Below are 18,478 nucleotides of genomic sequence, written 5' to 3' on the forward strand. Positions count from 1 at the left end.
ACGCTTGCGGGCCAGGCGTCCCGGCGGAGGGAAAGGATTCTTGTGAAGAGCGTTGATGATCTTGGGGACCTGCGCGGGAAGCGCGTGCTGGTCCGGTGCGACCTGAACGTGCCGCTGGACGGTGATCAGATCACCGACGACGGGCGGATCCGGGCCTCGCTGCCGACGCTGACCAAGCTGCGCGAGGCCGGCGCCAAGGTGATCGTGCTGGCCCACCTGGGCCGGCCCAAGGGCCAGGTCAAGCCGGAGTTCTCGCTGGCACCGGCGGCGAAGCGGCTGGCCGAGCTGCTCGGCACCGAGGTCGCGCTCGCCGAGGACGTCGTCGGCGAGTCGGCGACCAAGATCACCTCCGAGCTCGCCGACGGCGGCGTGGCGATGCTGGAGAACGTGCGCTTCGAGCCGGGCGAGGAATCCAAGGACGACGCGGTCCGCGGCGAGCTGGCCGACAAGTACGCGGCACTCGGCGACGTGTTCGTCTCCGACGGCTTCGGCGTGGTGCACCGCAAGCAGGCCTCCGTCTACGACCTCGCCACCCGGCTGCCCGCGGCCGCCGGCACCCTGGTGTTCGCCGAGGTCGAGGTGCTGCGCCGGCTGACCGAGGACCCGGCCCGCCCGTACGTGGTGGTGCTCGGCGGCGCCAAGGTCTCCGACAAGCTGGCCGTGATCGACAACCTGATCAAGACCGCCGACACGCTGGCGATCGGCGGCGGGATGGTGTTCACCTTCCTGGCCGCACAGGGCCTCGAGGTCGGCAAGAGCCTGCTCGAGGAAGATCAACTGGAGACGGTGAAGGGCTACCTGGAGCAGGCGAAGCAGGCCGGCAAGCGGATCGTGCTGCCGACCGACATCGTCGTCGCGCCGGAGTTCAAGCAGGACTCGACGCCCACCGTGGTCGCGGCCGACGCGATCCCCGGTGATCAACTCGGGTTGGACATCGGCCCCGAGTCCGGACAGGCCTTCGCGGAGTTGATCAAGGAAGCCAGGACCGTCTTCTGGAACGGCCCGATGGGTGTGGCCGAGTGGGAGAGCTTCGCCGCCGGCACCAAGGCGGTCGCGCAGGCGCTCTCCGACGTGGACGGGCTGTCCGTCGTCGGCGGCGGCGACTCGGCGGCTGCCGCACGCGATCTCGGGTTCAGCGACGACGACTTCTCGCACATCTCCACCGGAGGCGGGGCGTCGCTGGAATATCTGGAGGGCAAGACCTTGCCCGGCCTGTCCGTACTCGATCAGGAGAAGTGAACGACGTGGCACGCAAGCCGTTGCTGGCCGGCAACTGGAAGATGAACCTGAACCACGTCGAGGCGGTCGGCCTGGTCCAGAAGCTGGCCTGGACACTGGAGGACAAGAAGCACGACCCGGACAAGTCCGAGGTCGTCGTACTGCCTCCGTTCACCGATCTGCGCACCGTCCAGACCCTGGTCGAGGGCGACAAGCTCAAGCTCGGCTTCGGCGCGCAGGACGTGTCCGAGCACGCCGGCGGGGCGTACACGGGCGACATCTCGGCCGCCATGCTGGCCAAGCTGAACTGCTCCTACGTGACCGTCGGGCACTCCGAGCGCCGGCAGTTCCACGGCGAGGACGACGCGCTGGTCAACCGCAAGGCGAAGGCTGCCCTCGGTGCCGGGATCACGCCGATCATCTGCGTCGGCGAGGGCCTCGAGGTCCGTCAGGCCGGCGAGCACGTGCCCTACACGGTGACCCAGTTGGACGGGGCCCTGGACGGCCTGTCCGCGGAGCAGGTCGCCGGGCTGGTCATCGCCTACGAGCCGGTCTGGGCGATCGGCACCGGCGAGGTGGCCACGCCGCAGGACGCCCAGGAGGTGTGCGCTGCGATCCGGTCCCGGATCGGCGAGCTGCACGGCCCGGAGGTGGCGGACCAGGTGCGGGTGCTCTACGGCGGTTCGGTGAAGGCGAACAACGTGGCCGCGATCATGGCGCAGCCCGACGTGGACGGCTGCCTGGTGGGTGGAGCGAGCCTCGTTGTCGAAGAATTCTCCGCGATTTCACGCTTCTACGCCCTGCCGGTGATCTGACCAATCCCACCGCCGGCCGGGGGTGAGATTCGGTCAATCTTTGGGTTACAGTACCTCGGTGATTGTTGCGCCCGTTCCGATGATGACCGTGCCGGTGTTGGTCTTCTCGATCGTGCTGGTCATCACCAGCGTGATCCTGGCCCTGTTCATCCTCATGCACAAGGGGAGAGGCGGCGGTCTTTCCGACCTGTTCGGCGGAGGCATGTCGACGTCCATGGGCGGAACGTCCGTGGCGGAGCGCAATCTGGACCGACTGACGATCATCGTCGCAGCGGTTTGGCTGGCCAGCATCGTGGCCTTGGGTCTGCTCTACAAGCTCCAGAGTTGAGCGCGGACATCTCCGCTGCCGCTCCGTGTCGGCTTGATCATCGCTTTCCTGTGCTCGATATCTGAGGGAGATTTCTACCGTGGCTAGTGGGAGCGCCATCAAGGGCAGCCGTGTCGGCTCAGGCCCGATGGGCGAAGCGGAGCGTGGCGAAACGGCTCCGCGGCTCTACGTTTCGTACTTCTGCGCGAACGCGCACGAGACCAGGCCGGCCTTCGCCGCCGAGGCGCAGATCCCGGACACCTGGGACTGCCCGCGCTGTGGCCTGCCGGCCAACCTGGACTCCGACAATCCGCCGCCCCCGCCGCGGATCGAGCCCTACAAGACCCACCTCGCGTACGTGAAGGAGCGCCGCACCGATTCGGAGGCGGACGACATCCTGAGCGAGGCCCTGCAGTCCCTGCGGGACCGCCGCGCCCGCGGCGAGGTCATCTACTGATCAGCTTTTCCTGCCTCGCCGTGGACCCGACCGCGGCGAGGCGGTAGGACCCTGCGGGTTTCAAGATCATGATCGACTGCGGATCACCTTGATCAACTTCGCCCCGACCGGCGGGGTCTCAGCGGAATACTTCGTCGAGCGTCGTCGCGGTGAGGACGCGGGTGGCCCACCTCTTCAACTGTTCGGTGGTGGCCCCATGAACGGTGTCGAGGGTCGCCCGGGACAGCGGGCCGAACTTGTGCGTGAGCTGCTCCTCCAGAATGTCGGCGCCGCCCTCCGCTCGACCCTCGGCTCGGAGCATTTCTGCCGTGGTCATGTAGGCCTCCTCTACTGCCGGTCCGAGCTCCGTGAACAGTTCGCGTAGTTTCGATCCCGCCGCTGGTCTCCAGGATCGCACGGAGGTCGTCGGCCCAGGGCCGCAGGTCGTCAGCGAGGCGGGCGTTGCCGGCGGCGATCTTGAGCAGCAGCAGAGTGATCCGGGTGGACGGTGTCAGCGGCCGGTCGCGCAGTTCCTGGGCGTCGACGTGAGTCAGATCCTCGAGCAGAAAGCGGAATCGAGGCAGGTACGCGCCGGCCGCATCCCAGGTGGCGGCGTCAAGATCGAACATCTCGGAGATGTCGGTCGGGCCGTTCCACGGGCGGCGGTTGTGATGGACGACCAACGGCAACACGGCCGGCAGCCGGGTGGCTCCGCGGTGGTCCTTCAGGTAGCGGTCCCAGATCCTCACGATGTAGTGCAGCATCCGGAACGGCATCAGTGGATCGGTGCGGCTCTGGTGCTCCACCAGCACGTAGATGAAGGCATCCAAGCCGTCGAGCGGAGCGGTGAACAGCAGGTCGGTGTGCCGCCACTGAAGGTCCTCGTCGACGAAGTTCTCCGAGACCCGGGTCAGCTGATCCAGGTCGAGCCGTTCAGCCAACTCGGCGGGCAGTACCGAGCGCAGCTGAGAGGCGGCGTTCGCCGGTTCGCCGAGGACGCGGCGGAACACCGCGTCGTGATGGCTCGGCTGGGACATGGTGCCAACCTAGAGAGTCGTACCGACGTTTCGGAGATCCGCCAGATCGAGTGGTCACCACTGCAGCGACACGCCGCCGAAACGGCTGCTTTTGTGACCGGTCGACGGCGTCTTTGGGGGTTAGAGGATGCCGCGTTGGGTGAGGTCGACGGGGAGTTCGGCGGCGGCTTCGCGGTCCAGCAGCCACAAGGTACGGTCTCGGCCGCGGGCGCCGGCGCCGGGCACCTGGACCGGGCCGGTGCGGAGCAGGGCGAGGGCGACGGCCTTCGCCTTGTCGGCGCCGCTGACCAGGAACCAGACCTCGGCCGAACTGTTGATCACCTCGAGGGTCAGGCTGATCCGCTCGGGTGGCGGCTTGGGGGAGGAGCGGACGGCGATCACGCGGCCGGGTTCGTACGAGGACGGGTGCTCAGGGAACAGCGAGGCGACGTGCCCGTCCGGGCCGAGGCCGAGCAGGCAGATGTCGAAGCTCGTCGCTCCGAGTTCGTCGTCGTAGGCCTCGGCCGCGTCGTCCAGCCCGGCGCCGCCGTCGGTCGCCGGCATCGGGTGGATCCGGTCGGCCGGGATGCCGAGCGGGGCGAGCAGCGCGATCGCCGGCTCGGCGTTGCGATCCTCGCTGCCGGTCTCGACGAACCGCTCGTCGCCCCACCACAGCTCGACCCGGCTCCAGTCGACGGCGGAATTGCCGCCCTCCGCCGCGAGCCGCTGGTAGGCGCGGGTGGCGATCCGGCCGCCGGTCAGGCAGAGCCGGGCCACCCGGCCGGCCGCCTGCAGCTCGACGATCCGGGCCAGCAGCCGGGCGACCAGGGCCTCGGCGACGGCGTCCGCGTCGGCGTGCAGCAGGACGCTGCCGTCGCTCACCGGGCCGCCTTCCGGGTGCTCTTCTTCGCCGCGGCCGTCTTCTGGGCACTGCCGCGGGCGGACGCCGTCTTCTGCGTCGCGCTCCTCGCCGCGGCGGTCCGCTGCCCGGCCGACTTCTTCGCGGCGGTCTTCTTGGCCGGGCCGCGCCCGTTCCGCCGGTACGCGTTCAGGGTGGCGGCGAAGACGTCGTCATGGTCCATCCGGCGCAGTTCCTCGGTGATCAACTCGGTCACCTCGCGCCGTTTCAGCGCGACCAGCCGGTTCGGCTGCCCGGGCACCGAGTACGAGGCCAGCCGGCCGTCCGGCCGGGTGATCGCGATGTCGCCGGCCGCCGTGGTCATCCGGACCGCGGTGATGCCCGGCCCGTCGCTGGGACGCAGCTTGACCTCCACCTTGAGCCGGGACCGCAGCCAGGCGGCGAGCAGCTCGGCCGACGGGTTGGACCGCTCCGCCTCCACCTCGGCGCTGCGGATCCGGGCCGGGTACTGGTCCAGCGAGGCGGCCAGCAGCGCCCGCCAGGGCGTCAGCCGGGTCCAGCACAGATCGGTGTCGCCCTCCTCGTAGGTCTCGGCCCGCTCGCGCAGAGCCGCCAGCGGCCGGGTCGCGGCCGCCGAGTCGGTGATCCGCCGCCGGGCCAGCTGGGCCAGTTCGTCCTGGGCCGGGTTGTTCGGGCACTTCCCGGGCCACCAGATCACCACCGGCGAGTCCGGCAGCAGCAGCGGCCGGACCACCGACGCCTGGTGCCGGGCCAGCTCGCCGCGCATCCGGATGATCACCACCTCGCCGGTGGTGCCCTCGCCGATCCGTACCTCGGCGTCCAGCCCGGCCCGCCGGCCGTTGCCCGACACGACGAGCAGGATCCGGCAGGGATGCTCCCTTCCGGCGGCGACGGCCGACTCCAGGGCGTCCTGGTAATGATCTTCGTCGGTGACGATGATCAAGGTCAGCACCATGCCCATGGTGGGGGAGCCGGCGTTGCGCCGGGCCCGCAGCAGGGCGCTGGAGATCTTGGCCGACGTGGTGTCGGACAGACTGATGATCATGCTGCGTCCTCTCGGTTCATGATCACGGCCGGCGCCAGGAGAAGCCGTCGCGCGCCAGCATCAGGTTGGCCTCCTCGGGTCCCCACCCGCCCGGCTGGTACGTCTCGGGCCGGGTGCCGAGGCTGGCCCAGTAGTCCAGGATCGGGTCCAGGATCTGCCAGGACAGCTCGACCTCCTCGTGCTGCGGGAACAGCGGCGGGTCGCCGAGCAGCACGTCCAAGATCAATCTCTCGTACGCCTCCGGGGACGATTCGGTGAACGAACCGCCGTAGGCGAAGTCCATGTTGACCTCGCGGATCTCCATCTGGGTGCCCGGCACCTTGGCGCCGAACCGGAGCGTGACGCCCTCGTCCGGCTGGATCCGCAGCACCAGGGCGTTGTAGCCGAGTTCCTCGGTGTCGGTCTCGGTGAACGGCAGGTGCGGCGCCCGCTTGAAGCCGAGCGCGATCTCGGTGACCCGCCGGGCCAGCCGCTTGCCAGTGCGCAGGTAGAACGGCACGCCGGCCCAGCGCCGGTTGTCGATGTCGACCCGGATCGCGGCGTACGTCTCGGTGGTCGAGTCGGCCGGGATGCCGTCCTCCTCGAGGTAGCCCTTCACCTTCTCGCCGCCGGCCCAGCCGCCGCCGTAGATGCCGCGCGCGGTGTGCTTGGCCAGGTCCCGGGGCGGTCGCGCCGCCGCCAGCACCTTCTGCTTCTCCGCCCGCAACTGGCGCGCCTCGAACGAGGTCGGCTCCTCCATCGCGGTCAGCGCCAGCAGCTGCAGCAGGTGGTTCTGGATCACGTCCCGGGCCGCACCGATGCCGTCGTAGTAGCCGGCCCGGCCGCCGATCCCGACCTCCTCGGCCATGGTGATCTGCACGTGGTCGACGTAGTTGTTGTTCCAGACCGGCTCGAACAGCTGGTTGGCGAAGCGCAGCGCCAGCAGGTTCTGCACCGTCTCCTTGCCCAGGTAGTGATCGATCCGGAACACCGACGACGACGGGAACACGCTGGAGACGACCTGGTTCAGTTCCCGGGCGGATTCGAGATCATGACCGAACGGCTTCTCGATCACGACCCGGCTCCACCGGCCGGGCAGCTGGTCGGCCATGCCGTGCTCGCGCAGCTGGCCGACCACGGTCGGGAACAGGCCGGGCGGGATGGACAGGTAGAAGGCGTGGTTGCCGCCGGTGCCGCGGGCCTCGTCGAGGTCGGCGATGGTCCGGCGGAGCCGATCGAACGCCTCGTCGTCGCCCAGTTCGCCGCGGACGAACCGGATGCCCTCGGAGAGCTGCTTCCAGACCTCCTCGCGGAACGGCGTCCGGGCGTGCTCCTTGACCGCGTCGTGGACGATCTTGGCGAAGTCCTGGTGCTCCCACTCGCGGCGGGCGAACCCGACCAGCGCGAAGCCCGGCGGCAGCAGCCCCCGGTTCGCGAGGTCGTACACGGCGGGCATCAGCTTCTTGGTGGACAGGTCACCGGTGACGCCGAAGATCACCAGTACACACGGCCCGGCGATCCGGGGCAGCCGGCGATCCTGCGGATCCCGGAGCGGGTTTGGGCGCTCCTCGGTGATCATCAGGCGTTGCTTCCTGGGTTCGAGGCGGCCGCGGCGGCGTTCGCGGATGCAGTGGCGGCGGCCAGGGCCGCGGTCACGGTGTCGACCAGTTCGGTCCAGGAGGCGGCGAACTTCTCGACGCCCTCTCGCTCCAGGACGGCCACCACATCGTCGTAATCGACGCCGAGCTCGGCCAGCCCGTCCAGCACGGCCTGCGCGTCGGCGGCGGTGCCGGTGACGGTGTCGCCGCGCACCTCGCCATGATCGGCGAACGCCTGCAGGGTCTTCTCCGGCATCGTGTTCACGGTGTCGGCGACCACCAGCTCGGTGACGTAGAGGGTGTCCGGATAGGCGGGATCCTTGGTCCCGGTGGACGCCCACAACGGCCGCTGCCGACGGGCCCCCTTCGCCTCCAGCGCGGCGAACCGGTCGCCGCCGAACTCCTCCTCGAACAAGGCGTACGCGAGCCGCGCGTTGGCGATCGCCGCCTTGCCGCGCAGCGCCGTGGCCAGGTCGGAGCCGATCTTGTCCAGCCGCTGGTCCACCTCGGTGTCCACCCGGGACACGAAGAACGACGCCACGGAATGGATCTGGGCAAGATCACGACCGGCCGCGGCCGCCTGCTCCAGCCCGGTCAGGTAGGCGTCGATCACCGCGCGGTAGCGCTCCAGTGCGAAGATCAGCGTCACGTTGACGTTGATCCCCTCGGCGATCGCCGCGGTGATCGCGGGCAGCCCGGCCTCGGTGGCCGGGATCTTGACGAACGCGTTCGGGCGGTCCACCAGGGCCCAGAGCTGCTTGGCCTGGGCGATGGTGCCCTCGGTGTCGTGGGCCAGCCCGGGATCGACCTCGATCGACACCCGGCCGTCGACGCCGCCGGTGGCCGCCGCGGTGGCGGTCAGCACGTCGCAGGCGTTGCGGACGTCATCGGTGGTGATCTTGGTGATGGCGTCGGCCGGCGTGGTGTCCACCGCGGCGAGTTCGGCGATCTGCTCGTCGTACGCCGTGCCCTTGCTCAACGCCGTGGCGAAGATCGTCGGGTTGGTCGTGACGCCGACGACGTGCGAGTCCTTGATCAACTCGGCCAGGTTCCCGGTGTTCAGCCGGTCCCGGGACAGATCGTCGAGCCAGATCGAGACGCCGGCCTCCGACAGTGCCTTCAGTCGATCGGTCATGGGAAGTAGCTCCTCGGGATAGTTAGCGATCGTTGGTCGCCGCGCCAGGGTTCGCCGCGTCGTCCCCCGGGCCGATCGGGCCGGATGCGGCGGTGTGTGCCGGGGCGGGCCCGGACAGGGCCTTGGCCGCTGCCACGCTGTCCTCGGCCGCCGCGGTGACGGCCTCCGGCGTGAAGCCGAACTCCTTGAACACCGTGCCCGCCGAGGCGCTCGCACCGTAGTGGTCGATGCTGACGATCCGGCCGGCGTCGCCGACCAGGTCCCGCCAGCCCTGCCGTACGCCGGCCTCGACGCTGACCCGGGCCCTCACCTGGGGTGGGATCACCGAGTCGCGATAGTCGTCGTCCTGGGCGTCGAACCATTCCTTACAGGGCAACGAGACCACTCGGGCCGCTATTCCCTTGGCCTTGAGTTGATCTTGGGCGGCGACCGCCAGCTGCACCTCGGAGCCGGTACCGATCAAGATCACGTCCGGGTCGCCCTCGGCGTCGCGCAGCACGTACCCGCCCTTGGCCACCCCGGCGGCGTCGGCGAAGCCGTCGGCGCCGCGCGGGAAGGTCGGCACGTTCTGCCGGGTCAGCGCCAGGCCGGCCGGGCGGTCGGTGTTGGACAGGATCGTCGCCCAGGCCACCGAGGTCTCGTTGGCGTCCGCCGGCCGCACCACGTCCAGGCCCGGGATCGCCCGCAGCGCCGCGATCTGCTCGATCGGCTGGTGGGTCGGGCCGTCCTCGCCGACGCCGATCGAGTCGTGCGTCCAGACGTACGTCACCGGCAGCTTCATCAGCGCCGCCAGCCGGACCGCCGGCCGCATGTAGTCACTGAAGACCAGGAAGGTGCCGCCGTACGGGCGGGTCCCGCCGTGCAGCACGATGCCGTTGAGGATCGAGCCCATCGCGTGCTCCCGGATGCCGAAGTGCAGCGTGCGGCCGAACGGGTTGCCGGGGAACTTCTTGGACTGCCGGTCGTCGGGCAGGAAGCTCGGCTGATTGTCCATCGTCGTGTTGTTGGAGCCGGCCAGGTCGGCCGAGCCGCCCCAGAGCTCGGGCAGCACGTCGGCCAGCGCGTTCAGCACCTTGCCGGACGCGGCCCGGGTGGCCAGGCCCTTCGGGTCCGCCTCGAAGACCGGGAACGCCTTGGCCAGATCGTCGGGCAGCGCCCGCCGGCTGAGCCGGTCCAGCAGCGCCTTGCGCTCCGGGTTGGCCGCGGCCCAGGCCTCGAAGCCCTTGGTCCACTCGGCCTCGGCGGCGTCGCCGCGCTCGCCGAGCTTGCGGGTGTGCGCGAGCACCTCGTCGGCCACCTCGAAGGACTTGGCCGGATCGAAGCCCAGCACCTCCTTGGTCGCCGCGACCTCTTCCTCGCCGAGCGCGTTGCCGTGCGCGCCGCCGGTGCCCTGCAGGGTGGGGGCCGGCCAGCCGATGATCGTCTTCAGCTCGATGAAACTGGGCTGGTCGGTCACCTCGCGGGCCGCCGCGAGGGCCGCGTCGAGCGCCGCGACGTCCTCGACGTAGCTGGTGTCGCCGTTGGTCCAGTCGACCGTCTGCACATGCCAGCCGTACGCGGCGTAGCGGGCCGCGGTGTCCTCGGAGAGGGCGATGTTGGTGTCGTCCTCGATCGAGATCTTGTTGCTGTCGTAGATCAGGGTCAGGTTGCCCAGTCGCTGCGTGCCGGCCAGCGAGGACGCCTCGCTGGCGATGCCCTCCTCGATGTCGCCGTCCGAGGCGAGCACGTAGATCTGGTGATCGAACGGCGAGGTGCCGGGGGCGGCCTCCGGGTCGTACAGGCCGCGCTCACGACGGGCCGCCATCGCCATCCCGACCGCGTTGCCGACGCCCTGGCCGAGCGGCCCGGTGGTGGTCTCCACGCCGGCCGTGTGGCCGTGCTCCGGGTGGCCCGGCGTCTTCGAGCCCCAGGTACGGAGCGACTTCAGGTCGTCCAACTCGAGGCCGAAGCCGCCCAGGAACAGCTGCAGATAGAGGGTCAGGCTGGAGTGCCCGCAGCTGAGCACGAACCGGTCCCGGCCGATCCAGGACGGGTCGTTCGGGTTGTGCCGCATCACCTTCTGGAACAGCAGGTACGCCGCCGGGGCCAGGCTCATCGCCGTGCCGGGATGGCCGTTGCCGACCTTCTGGACGGCGTCCGCCGCGAGCACTCGTACGGTGTCGATCGCGCGGGCGTCCAGCTCGGTCCAACCCTCCGGCAGCACGCTCTTCTCTGTGGTGTTGGTCACTCGGTTTCCCCTTGCTCGGTCGGGCCTTCGATCAGGCCTGAGCCTACTCGGAGCGCACCTCGGCGTCGTGCCAGGGCGGAGGTGTGGACACGGGTCGCCGGGCCGAGTGTGCGCCCGCCGACGAGGGACCCTAGACTGCCGGAGGCGGACTGCCCACCGTAGCGGTTTCCGCCGAGTCGTTGACCCCCGAGTACGAGTGAGCGAGACAAGTCTGTGACGAGCGTCGAGGTGCCCGGTCCGACCGCGACCGAGCCCCGATCCGACCCGCAGACGGACCAGTCGGCCGTCCGCGTCCGCGACGTGCTCGCGGCCTATGTGGGCCTGACCAAGCCCCGGATCATCGAGCTGCTGCTGGTCACCACGGTGCCGGCCATGTTCCTGGCCGCGCGGGGCATCCCGTCGCTCGCGCTGGTCGCGCTGACCCTGGTCGGCGGCACCCTGGCCGCCGCGAGCGCGAACGTCTTCAACTGCGTGCTGGACCGCGACATCGACGAGCGGATGCGCCGGACCCGGCGCCGGCCGTTGCCGCGGCACGCCGTCGGTCCGCGGGCCGCCACGATCTTCGGCGCCGTGCTCGGCGTGGTGTCGACGCTCTGGCTCGGCCTGCTCGTGAACTGGCTGTCCGCGTTCCTGGCGCTGGGCGCCAACGCCTTCTACATCTTCGTCTACACGCTCTGGCTCAAGCGCCGTACCTCGCAGAACATCGTCTGGGGCGGCATCGCCGGCTGTTTCCCGCCCCTGATCGGCTGGACCGCCGTGACCGGGTCGCTGGACTGGGCGCCGTTCATCCTGTTCGGGGTCGTCTTCCTCTGGACGCCTCCGCACACCTGGGCGCTGGCCATGCGCTACCGCGAGGACTACGCCGCGGCCGAGGTGCCGATGCTGCCGGTGGTCAAGTCGGCCCCGGTGGTGGCGAAGCGGATCTGGATCTACTCGCTGGCCACGGTCGGCATGTCGCTGCTGCTCTGGCCGGTGGCCGGCACCGGCTGGCTCTACCCGCTGGTGGCCGGCGTGCTCGGCGCCGCGCTGATGGTCGAGGCCACGCTGCTGGTCCGGCGTGCCGCGCAGGGCCGGACCGACGCCGCGCTGAAGCCGATGCGCCTGTTCCACTGGTCCAACTCCTACCTGGCCCTGCTCTTCGTCGCCGCAGCAGTGGACCCGCTGATCTTCGGCTGACCCGACGATCGCGGTGCGAGAGCACCGGGGAAACTCCTGGCGCGGAATTCGCATTCCAGGTGAATTTGTGGCATCCAGGGGTAGCGGACCGCCCATTCCGCAGGGTTGACTCTCAGGTACAGGCAACTTTTCGGCTCGACTGCGAGGAGACGAACGATGTGCACTGACCACGAAACCACCCAGCCGACCGGGACCCTGCGGAGACGCGGTTTCCTCCGTGGCGTCGGCATCGCCGGGCTCGGCGTCGCGGGCGTCGGAGCGCTCGGCGTCTCGCCGGCGTTCGCGGCGACCTCCCAGAACGGCTGGCCGGCCGCCGAGAACCTGGCCGTGAACCGGGACTTCAACGTCGGCGGCGTGAAGTTCCCGCAGGGCGTCGCACCCGGCGCGCCGGAGACCATCCTGGGCTTCGTCGCCCGGCAGTACGTCGAGACGGTCGAGGCGCTGATCACGCCGGGCTGCTGGGGCTTCAACTACCGCACCATCGGTGGCGGCACCACGCTGTCGAACCACGCCAGCGGCACCGCGCTCGACTTCAACGCGCCGAAGCACCCGCAGGGCAGCCGGGGCACCTTCAACGCGGCCCAGGTGTCGGCCATCCGCGCCATCCTCAACTACTGCGAGGGTGTGGTGCGCTGGGGCGGCGACTACTCCGGCACCGCCGACGAGATGCACTTCGAGTTGAACAAGCCGCCCGGCGACCCGGCCGTCGACGCACTGGTGGCCAAGATCGGCGGCACCCCGCCGCCCCCGCCGACGATCAAGGAGGGCAGCTCCGGCGAGGCGGTGAAGCGGGCCCAGACCGCGCTGAACGCGAAGGGCAACTACGGCCTCGTCGTCGACGGCGTGTTCGGCGCCAAGACGAAGGCCGCCGTGATCGACTTCCAGACCAAGAACGGGCTGACCGCGGACGGTATCGTCGGGCCGAAGACCTGGGAGAAGCTGCTCGCCTGACCGGGCCCGCCGAGAGGAGAAACGATCATGAGAGTCAAGAAGTCGATCATGGGCGTCATCCTCGGGGGTGTCGCCGCGGTCACGCTGGTGGCCGGCATGATCATCGTCGGGGCGACCGGTTCGGCGCGCGCCGAGGACCCGGCGACGTTCTTCGCCGCCGCCAAGGACCCGGCGCAGGCCGGCGAGCGTGAGTTCGGCGTACCGGCGTCGGTGGCGATGGCGCAGGCGGCGCTGGAGTCCGGCTGGGGTGAGTCGTCGTTGACCAAGGAGGGCAACGCCTACTTCGGGATCAAGTGCGGCACCGACAACGGACCGATCTCCAACCGCTGCATCGAGAAGGTCACCCAGGAGTGCGATCCGCAGGGCAACTGCTGGGACGAGGTGGCCCTGTTCCGCGGGTACGCCAGCGCCACCGACTCGTTCCGTGATCATGGCCACTTCCTGCGGAACCGGCCGCGCTACGCCGCCGCTTTCGATCACACCGGCAATCCCGACCAGTTCATCCGCGAGGTGCACAAGGCCGGCTACGCCACCGATCCGGCGTACTCGGACAAGATCATCTCGATGATGCAGAAGTACGACCTCTATCAGTACAACGTCGGTGGCGGTACGCCGAGCAAGCCGACGATCAAGGAAGGCTCGAAGGGTGCCGCGGTCAGTGAGTCCCAGCAACTGCTGAACAGCAAGGGCTCGTACGGGCTCACGGTCGACGGCGTCTTCGGTGCCAGGACCAAGGCCGCGGTGATCGACTTCCAGTCCAAGAACGGGCTGACCGCCGACGGTGTCGTCGGTCCGCAGACCTGGGCCAAGCTGCTCGCGTGAAGCGGGCTTCGCCGGGTGCGGCGGGGTAGCTTGTCGCCATGCAGATCTCCATCGACACGAGCTTCCTGCCGCACCAGGACCCGGAGGCGTCGCTGACCTTCTACCGCGACGCGCTCGGGTTCGAGGTGCGTAGCGACGTCGGCCGGGGCACGATGCGCTGGATCACCGTCGGCCCGCCCGGGCAGCCCGGCACCTCGATCCTGCTCGCTCCGGCCGGCGCCGATCCGGGAGTCACCGAGGACGAGCGGCGGACCATCGCCTCGATGATGGCCAAGGGCACCTACGGCTGGATCCTGCTGTCGACGCCGGATCTGGATGCGACGTTCGAGAAGGTACGCGCGGCCGACGCCGAGGTGATCCAGGAGCCGACCGAGCAGCCGTACGGGGTGCGTGACTGCGCCTTCCGCGACCCGGCCGGCAATCAGATCCGGATCCAGGAGGTCCGCTGACCCCTCCCCGGGCTGCGCATAACGCGCAGCCGAAGCTGCGTGATTTGCGCAACACGGGCTAGGCTGAGCGGGTGGGCGCTGAGCAACGACGGGCGGAGATCCTGCGGCTGGCGACCGAGCACGGGCCGGCCGGCGTCGACGACCTGGCCGGCCGGTTCGGGGTCACCGCGTCGACGATCCGGCGCGACCTGGCCCGACTGAGCGACAGCGGGCGGCTGGCCCGCACCTATGGCGGAGCGATCGCGGTACCGGAGACCTCGCTGCGGCAGCGCGGCGGCGAGGCCGCGGACGCCAAGCGGGCCATCGCACTGTGGGCCGCCGGCCGGATCGAGCCGGGAGCCTCGGTGCTGCTCGACGCCGGCACCACCGTGGCCCTGGTGGCGCGGCAGCTGCCGGCGGGTCTCGGGGTCACCGTGACCACGGCGAGTATTCCGGTGATCGGCCAGTTGCACGGCCGGCGGGATGTCGCCACCGTCTGCCTCGGCGGCCGGGTCCGGGCCCTCAGCGACGCCTTCGTCGGCCCGCTCACCGAGGCGGCCCTGGAGCGGCTCAGCTTCGACGTCGCGTTCCTCGGCGCCGACGGGGTGACCAGCGACGGCGGCCTCTGCGAGGCCGAGCCCGAACAGACCCGGCTCAAGGAGCTGATGGCACGCCGGTCCCGCCAGGTGTACGTGCTCGCGCACGCGGCCAAGCTGAACCACCGGCCGTTCCACGCCTGGGCGCGACTGGACCGCCCGTGGACCCTGGTCACCGACGACGCGGCCCCGGACTCCGTGGTGGCGGAGTTCCGGGCCGCCGGCATCGAGGTCGTCCTGGTCCCGACGCCGGGCCCGTCGTGACGCTCCGGGTCACGGTGGTCGGCGACGACCTGACCGGCACCGTCGAGAGCGCCGCCGTCTTCCACCGGTACGGCTTCGCCGGCACGGTCGGGATCGGCCTCCGGCCGGACGCCCGGCCCGTCCCGGGCACGACGATCTGGACCGTCGACACGGACACCCGGCAGCGGCCGGCCGACGAAGCCGGCGAGCGGGTCCGGACCGCACTCCGGGCGGCGCCGGCACCGATGCTGGTCGCCAAGCTCGATTCCATGCTGCGGGGCCGGCTGGTCGCCCACCTGGCGGCCCTCGAACCGGACCGGTATCCGCTGGTGTGTGCGCCCGCCCTGCCGGTCCAGGGCCGGGTGGTCGTGGGCGGCGCGGCCCGCCGGGCCGACGACGGCCGGCTGATCGGAGCTCGTCCGCTGCCCGACCTGCTCGCTCCGCTGCCGACCGCCGTGCTGCCCGAGCTCGCGGTGCCCGAACTGGCGGACCGGATTGCGCAGACCGCGCAGGCCGGGCGGATCGCCCTCTGCGACGCCACCGACGACGCGGCGCTGGACCGAGTGGTGGCGGCGAGCGTGGCCCTGCCCGGCATTCGCTACGCCGGCTCGGCCGGCCTGGTCGCTGCCCTCGCCCGCCGGCTCGCCGTTCCGGGCCCTGAGCCTGTCGAAGGGCAAGGCCCGCTCGGACTCGGCCCTTCGACAGGCTCAGCGCGCGTTCGGCCGGCCGTCCTCTTCGTCGTCGGTACGGCAGCGTCGCCGGTCACCGGCCAGCTCGAGTCGCTGACCGCCGCGGCGCCCGGCACCCGGGTCTGGACCCGGCCGCACGATCCCGGCGGCTGGCCGGACCGGACGGCGGCCGAGGTGCGGGCCCAGCTGGCCGGCGGCGGCCCGGCCGTGCTGCGGCTCCCCGAACTCGCGCCGGGCCGCGAGGCGAACGAGCCCGACGACGCCCGCCTGGTCGCCGAACTCGCCGCGCTCACCGAACGCGTGATCGCCGGCACCGACGCCTCCCTGGTGCTGACCGGCGGCCACACCGCCCGGGCCGTGCTGGACCGGCTCGGCGTCGCCGCGCTGGACCTGTGTGGCGAGATCCACCACGGTGCCGTCGAGCTGCGCACCGCCGACGGCCGGTGGCTGGTGACCCGGCCCGGCAGCTTCGGCGGACCCGACTCGCTGGTCCGCATCCTCGACCGACTGTCCGCCCCGACCCGACAGGACCACCCATGACCATGATCAACACCGGGAACGAGCCGCCGCTGGTGGCGGTGACGATGGGCGACCCGGCCGGCGTCGGGCCGGAGATCTGCGTCGGCGCGCTGCGCGGCGACGGCCCCGCGGCCGAGGTGGCCAGGCTCTGCCGACCGGTGGTGATCGGCGACGCGGCCCGGCTGCGGCAGGCGGCCGAGATCCTGGCCGTGCCGGTCGAGGTGATCACCATCGACGAGCCGGCGCAGGCCCGGTTCGCCCCGGGCGTGATCAACACGATCGACCTGGGCCTGGTGCCGGCCGACCTGCCCTGGGGCGAGGTCAGCCCGGTGGCCGGCGACGCCGCGTACCACTTCATCCGGGTCGCCGCCGAACTCGCCCAGCGCGGCGAGGTCGCGGCGATCTGCACCGCGCCGATCAACAAGGCCGCGCTGCACGCCGGCGGCCACGTCTTCCCGGGCCACACCGAACTGCTGGCCGCCCTGACCGGCACGCCCGAGGTGTCGATGATGCTGTCCACGCCGAAGGTCAAGGTGATCCACGTGACCACCCACGTCGGGCTGCTGGACGCGATCGCCATGATCGAACCCGGCCTGGTGGAACGCACCATCCGGCGCGGCCAGGACGCCATGCTCGGCGCCGGCCTGGAGCGGCCGCGGATCGGGGTCTGTGCGATCAATCCGCATGCGGGGGAGAACGGCCTGTTCGGGTACGGCGAGGAGGCGACCAAGATCGAACCGGCGATCGCCGCCGCCCGCGCCGACGGGATCGACGCCCGCGGGCCGCTGCCCGCCGACACCGCCTTCTTCCTGGCCGGCCGAGGCGACTACGACCTGATCGTGGCGATGTATCACGACCAGGGCCACGGCCCGGTCAAGGTGCTCGGCATCGAGGCCGGGGTCAACATCACCGTCGGCCTGCCGGTGATCAGGACCTCGGTCGACCACGGCACCGCGTTCGACATCGCCGGCACCGGCCGGGCCTCGGCCGACAGCATGATCGAGGCACTCCGCCAGGCCGCCGGACTCGGCCGCCGGCGCCTCGGTCCCTGAGCCCGTCGAAGGTCAGCCCGACCGGGCTAGGCGCTTCGACAGGCTCAGTGCGCGGAGGCGATCAGTGGGTCCAGTCCAACTGAGGCTCCGGTACGCGGAGCGTCCGGCCGTGCTCCTGCGCCTCGGCCCGGGCCAGCTGATCACCCCGGCGGTAGCGGAACACCCGCCCCGGGAAGATCACGAAGATCTCCTCGTCGTTGTGGAAATCGGCATACCAGCCCGGCTGGTCGAGCACCTCGGCCAGCGCGTCGGCGAGCTCCACCGCGTGCTCGTCGGCGACCTCGAACACGAACTCGGTCCACACCGGCGGCTGGTCGGCCGACGCCGTCTTCACCGCGTAGCGGCTCAATCGGCGCGTGATCAGCGGGAACGCCTCCAGGCTCGTCCCGACCCGCAGGCTCTCCATGATGATGGCCCCGTCGTACACCCGTCTGCTCCTCTCGTCGTACCGTCAGCGGGACGCTACGCGGGGCCACTGACAGCGGGTCCAGCGAACCGTTGCCGGGGCATGATCATCACTTAGGGAATTCCTGAGCCGGTGTTGATCATCAGCTGGGATTCGGTCGGCTAGAGTTTCACCCAGGTCGGCTCTCCTGGGTACCCGCAGGCCCGGTTGAGAGCCGACCGACCTCTTTCCTGCGGAGCCTCTTGATCAGCTTCCTGATCAGTGGCACGGTCAGTGCGAAACCGATGATCATCAGGCTGACCAGCGATGCGTACCGGTCGATGGTGAGCACCAGATCGACCGCGTGCTGGCCCAAGCCGTAGCCGAGACCGGCGACCAGCCCGGTGATCAACAGCGACCCGAGCGCGTCCAGCAGCAGGAACGGGATCAGCCGCATCCGGGTCCAGCCGGCCAGCGCGAAGATCACCGGGCTCGGCACCCCGGGCAGCGGCGCCAGCACCACGGCCAGCCACAGCAGCCAGGGATTGAGCTGCCGGGCGTTCTCGGCGAACCGCTTGGTCCGCTCGCTGGTGGTGAAGAAGTTGATGATGCCGAGGCCCCACTGCCGGCCGGCCCACCAGGTCAGCCAGTCGAGTTTGATCATGCCGGCGACGCCGGCGACGATGGCCAGCCACAACGGCAGCTCGCCGATCCGGGCGAACGCTGCGGCGGTCCCGATCTCCGCCAGCCCGCCACCCAGGAACTCGAGCAGTACCGGGTTCGAGGCGATCAGGAACGGCCGCAGCGGCCGGACCACCAGCCCGAGGACGATCACCCCGCCGATGGCGGCCATCAGCGCGACGTCGACTGCGGTGGCCCGGCCCTGCCAGGGCACCCAGCGCCGACCCTGCTCGGCGAACGGAAGGCTGCTCATGCTGCCGAGCCTGCCCCCGCCGCGGCG

General features: G+C 70.6%; 19 protein-coding genes. 11 read left to right on the plus strand and 8 right to left on the minus strand.

Going from position 1 to position 18,478, the window contains the following annotated elements; translation table 11 throughout:
• Positions 1 to 42 precede the first annotated feature (42 nt).
• The 4 genes from AC6CCG_RS06250 to AC6CCG_RS06265 all read left to right on the plus strand — a co-directional run bounded on the left by AC6CCG_RS06250 (position 43) and on the right by AC6CCG_RS06265 (position 2,797).
• Positions 43 to 1,239: a phosphoglycerate kinase gene (locus tag AC6CCG_RS06250; RefSeq protein WP_496653608.1), complete on the plus strand. Its 1,197-nt coding sequence runs from the start codon at positions 43 to 45 to the stop codon at positions 1,237 to 1,239.
• A 5-nt stretch (positions 1,240 to 1,244) separates the two neighbouring features.
• Positions 1,245 to 2,033: a triose-phosphate isomerase gene (tpiA, locus tag AC6CCG_RS06255; protein ID WP_496653609.1), complete on the plus strand. Its 789-nt coding sequence runs from the start codon at positions 1,245 to 1,247 to the stop codon at positions 2,031 to 2,033.
• An 82-nt stretch (positions 2,034 to 2,115) separates the two neighbouring features.
• Positions 2,116 to 2,361: a preprotein translocase subunit SecG gene (secG, locus tag AC6CCG_RS06260; protein ID WP_496654396.1), complete on the plus strand. Its 246-nt coding sequence runs from the start codon at positions 2,116 to 2,118 to the stop codon at positions 2,359 to 2,361.
• A 79-nt stretch (positions 2,362 to 2,440) separates the two neighbouring features.
• Entirely contained in the window at positions 2,441 to 2,797 is a 357-nt protein-coding gene (locus AC6CCG_RS06265; RefSeq protein WP_496653610.1) for an RNA polymerase-binding protein RbpA, read from the plus strand.
• A 92-nt stretch (positions 2,798 to 2,889) separates the two neighbouring features.
• On the opposite strand, the gene AC6CCG_RS06270 is transcribed toward AC6CCG_RS06265, so the two are convergent.
• From AC6CCG_RS06270 to tkt, 6 genes are all read right to left on the minus strand, one after another.
• On the minus strand, positions 2,890 to 3,813 hold the full coding sequence (locus AC6CCG_RS06270) for an Rpn family recombination-promoting nuclease/putative transposase (RefSeq protein WP_496653611.1): 924 nt from the start codon (positions 3,811 to 3,813) through the stop codon (positions 2,890 to 2,892).
• 120 nt (positions 3,814 to 3,933) lie between these two features.
• Positions 3,934 to 4,674 (minus strand): 6-phosphogluconolactonase, encoded by a 741-nt coding sequence (pgl, locus tag AC6CCG_RS06275; protein WP_496653612.1) that lies wholly within the window; start codon positions 4,672 to 4,674, stop codon positions 3,934 to 3,936.
• Positions 4,671 to 5,717, minus strand: coding sequence for a glucose-6-phosphate dehydrogenase assembly protein OpcA (locus tag AC6CCG_RS06280; protein ID WP_496653613.1), 1,047 nt, complete (start codon positions 5,715 to 5,717; stop codon positions 4,671 to 4,673). Before AC6CCG_RS06280 ends, pgl begins: the two co-directional genes overlap by 4 nt.
• A gap of 22 nt (positions 5,718 to 5,739) precedes the next feature.
• Positions 5,740 to 7,275 carry a glucose-6-phosphate dehydrogenase gene (gene zwf / locus AC6CCG_RS06285; protein WP_496653614.1) on the minus strand — a complete coding sequence of 512 codons (1,536 nt, stop codon included), beginning with the start codon at positions 7,273 to 7,275 and terminating at the stop codon, positions 5,740 to 5,742.
• The gene (gene tal, locus AC6CCG_RS06290; protein ID WP_496653615.1) at positions 7,275 to 8,429 is read right to left on the minus strand and encodes a transaldolase; all 1,155 of its coding nucleotides are present in this window, start codon (positions 8,427 to 8,429) and stop codon (positions 7,275 to 7,277) included. The genes zwf and tal overlap by 1 nt, the downstream gene beginning before the upstream one ends.
• A gap of 22 nt (positions 8,430 to 8,451) precedes the next feature.
• On the minus strand, positions 8,452 to 10,656 hold the full coding sequence (gene tkt / locus AC6CCG_RS06295) for a transketolase (RefSeq protein ID WP_496653616.1): 2,205 nt from the start codon (positions 10,654 to 10,656) through the stop codon (positions 8,452 to 8,454).
• A gap of 213 nt (positions 10,657 to 10,869) precedes the next feature.
• Between tkt and AC6CCG_RS06300 the strand changes: the two genes are divergently transcribed.
• From AC6CCG_RS06300 to pdxA, 7 genes are all read left to right on the plus strand, one after another.
• Positions 10,870 to 11,832 (plus strand): heme o synthase, encoded by a 963-nt coding sequence (locus AC6CCG_RS06300; protein ID WP_496653617.1) that lies wholly within the window; start codon positions 10,870 to 10,872, stop codon positions 11,830 to 11,832.
• A 156-nt stretch (positions 11,833 to 11,988) separates the two neighbouring features.
• Positions 11,989 to 12,783 (plus strand): peptidoglycan-binding protein, encoded by a 795-nt coding sequence (locus AC6CCG_RS06305; protein ID WP_496653618.1) that lies wholly within the window; start codon positions 11,989 to 11,991, stop codon positions 12,781 to 12,783.
• Positions 12,784 to 12,810: 27 nt separating this feature from the next.
• Positions 12,811 to 13,605: a glucosaminidase domain-containing protein gene (locus AC6CCG_RS06310; RefSeq protein ID WP_496653619.1), complete on the plus strand. Its 795-nt coding sequence runs from the start codon at positions 12,811 to 12,813 to the stop codon at positions 13,603 to 13,605.
• 38 nt (positions 13,606 to 13,643) lie between these two features.
• Positions 13,644 to 14,054 carry a VOC family protein gene (locus tag AC6CCG_RS06315; protein ID WP_496653620.1) on the plus strand — a complete coding sequence of 137 codons (411 nt, stop codon included), beginning with the start codon at positions 13,644 to 13,646 and terminating at the stop codon, positions 14,052 to 14,054.
• Between the two features lie 71 nt (positions 14,055 to 14,125).
• Positions 14,126 to 14,893 (plus strand): DeoR/GlpR family DNA-binding transcription regulator, encoded by a 768-nt coding sequence (locus AC6CCG_RS06320; protein WP_496653621.1) that lies wholly within the window; start codon positions 14,126 to 14,128, stop codon positions 14,891 to 14,893.
• The gene (locus AC6CCG_RS06325) at positions 14,890 to 16,101 is read left to right on the plus strand and encodes a four-carbon acid sugar kinase family protein (protein WP_496653622.1); all 1,212 of its coding nucleotides are present in this window, start codon (positions 14,890 to 14,892) and stop codon (positions 16,099 to 16,101) included. Before AC6CCG_RS06320 ends, AC6CCG_RS06325 begins: the two co-directional genes overlap by 4 nt.
• Positions 16,098 to 17,132: a 4-hydroxythreonine-4-phosphate dehydrogenase PdxA gene (pdxA, locus tag AC6CCG_RS06330; protein WP_496653623.1), complete on the plus strand. Its 1,035-nt coding sequence runs from the start codon at positions 16,098 to 16,100 to the stop codon at positions 17,130 to 17,132. The genes AC6CCG_RS06325 and pdxA overlap by 4 nt, the downstream gene beginning before the upstream one ends.
• A 61-nt stretch (positions 17,133 to 17,193) precedes the next feature.
• Here pdxA and AC6CCG_RS06335 read toward each other — a convergent pair whose 3' ends face one another.
• Positions 17,194 to 17,559, minus strand: a complete 366-nt coding sequence (locus AC6CCG_RS06335) for a hypothetical protein (protein ID WP_496653624.1) — start codon at positions 17,557 to 17,559, stop codon at positions 17,194 to 17,196.
• A 148-nt stretch (positions 17,560 to 17,707) separates the two neighbouring features.
• Positions 17,708 to 18,451 (minus strand): DedA family protein, encoded by a 744-nt coding sequence (locus AC6CCG_RS06340; RefSeq protein WP_496653625.1) that lies wholly within the window; start codon positions 18,449 to 18,451, stop codon positions 17,708 to 17,710.
• Between the last annotated feature and the right edge of the window lie 27 nt (positions 18,452 to 18,478).

Source organism: Microlunatus sp. YIM B11417, assembly GCF_059617205.1.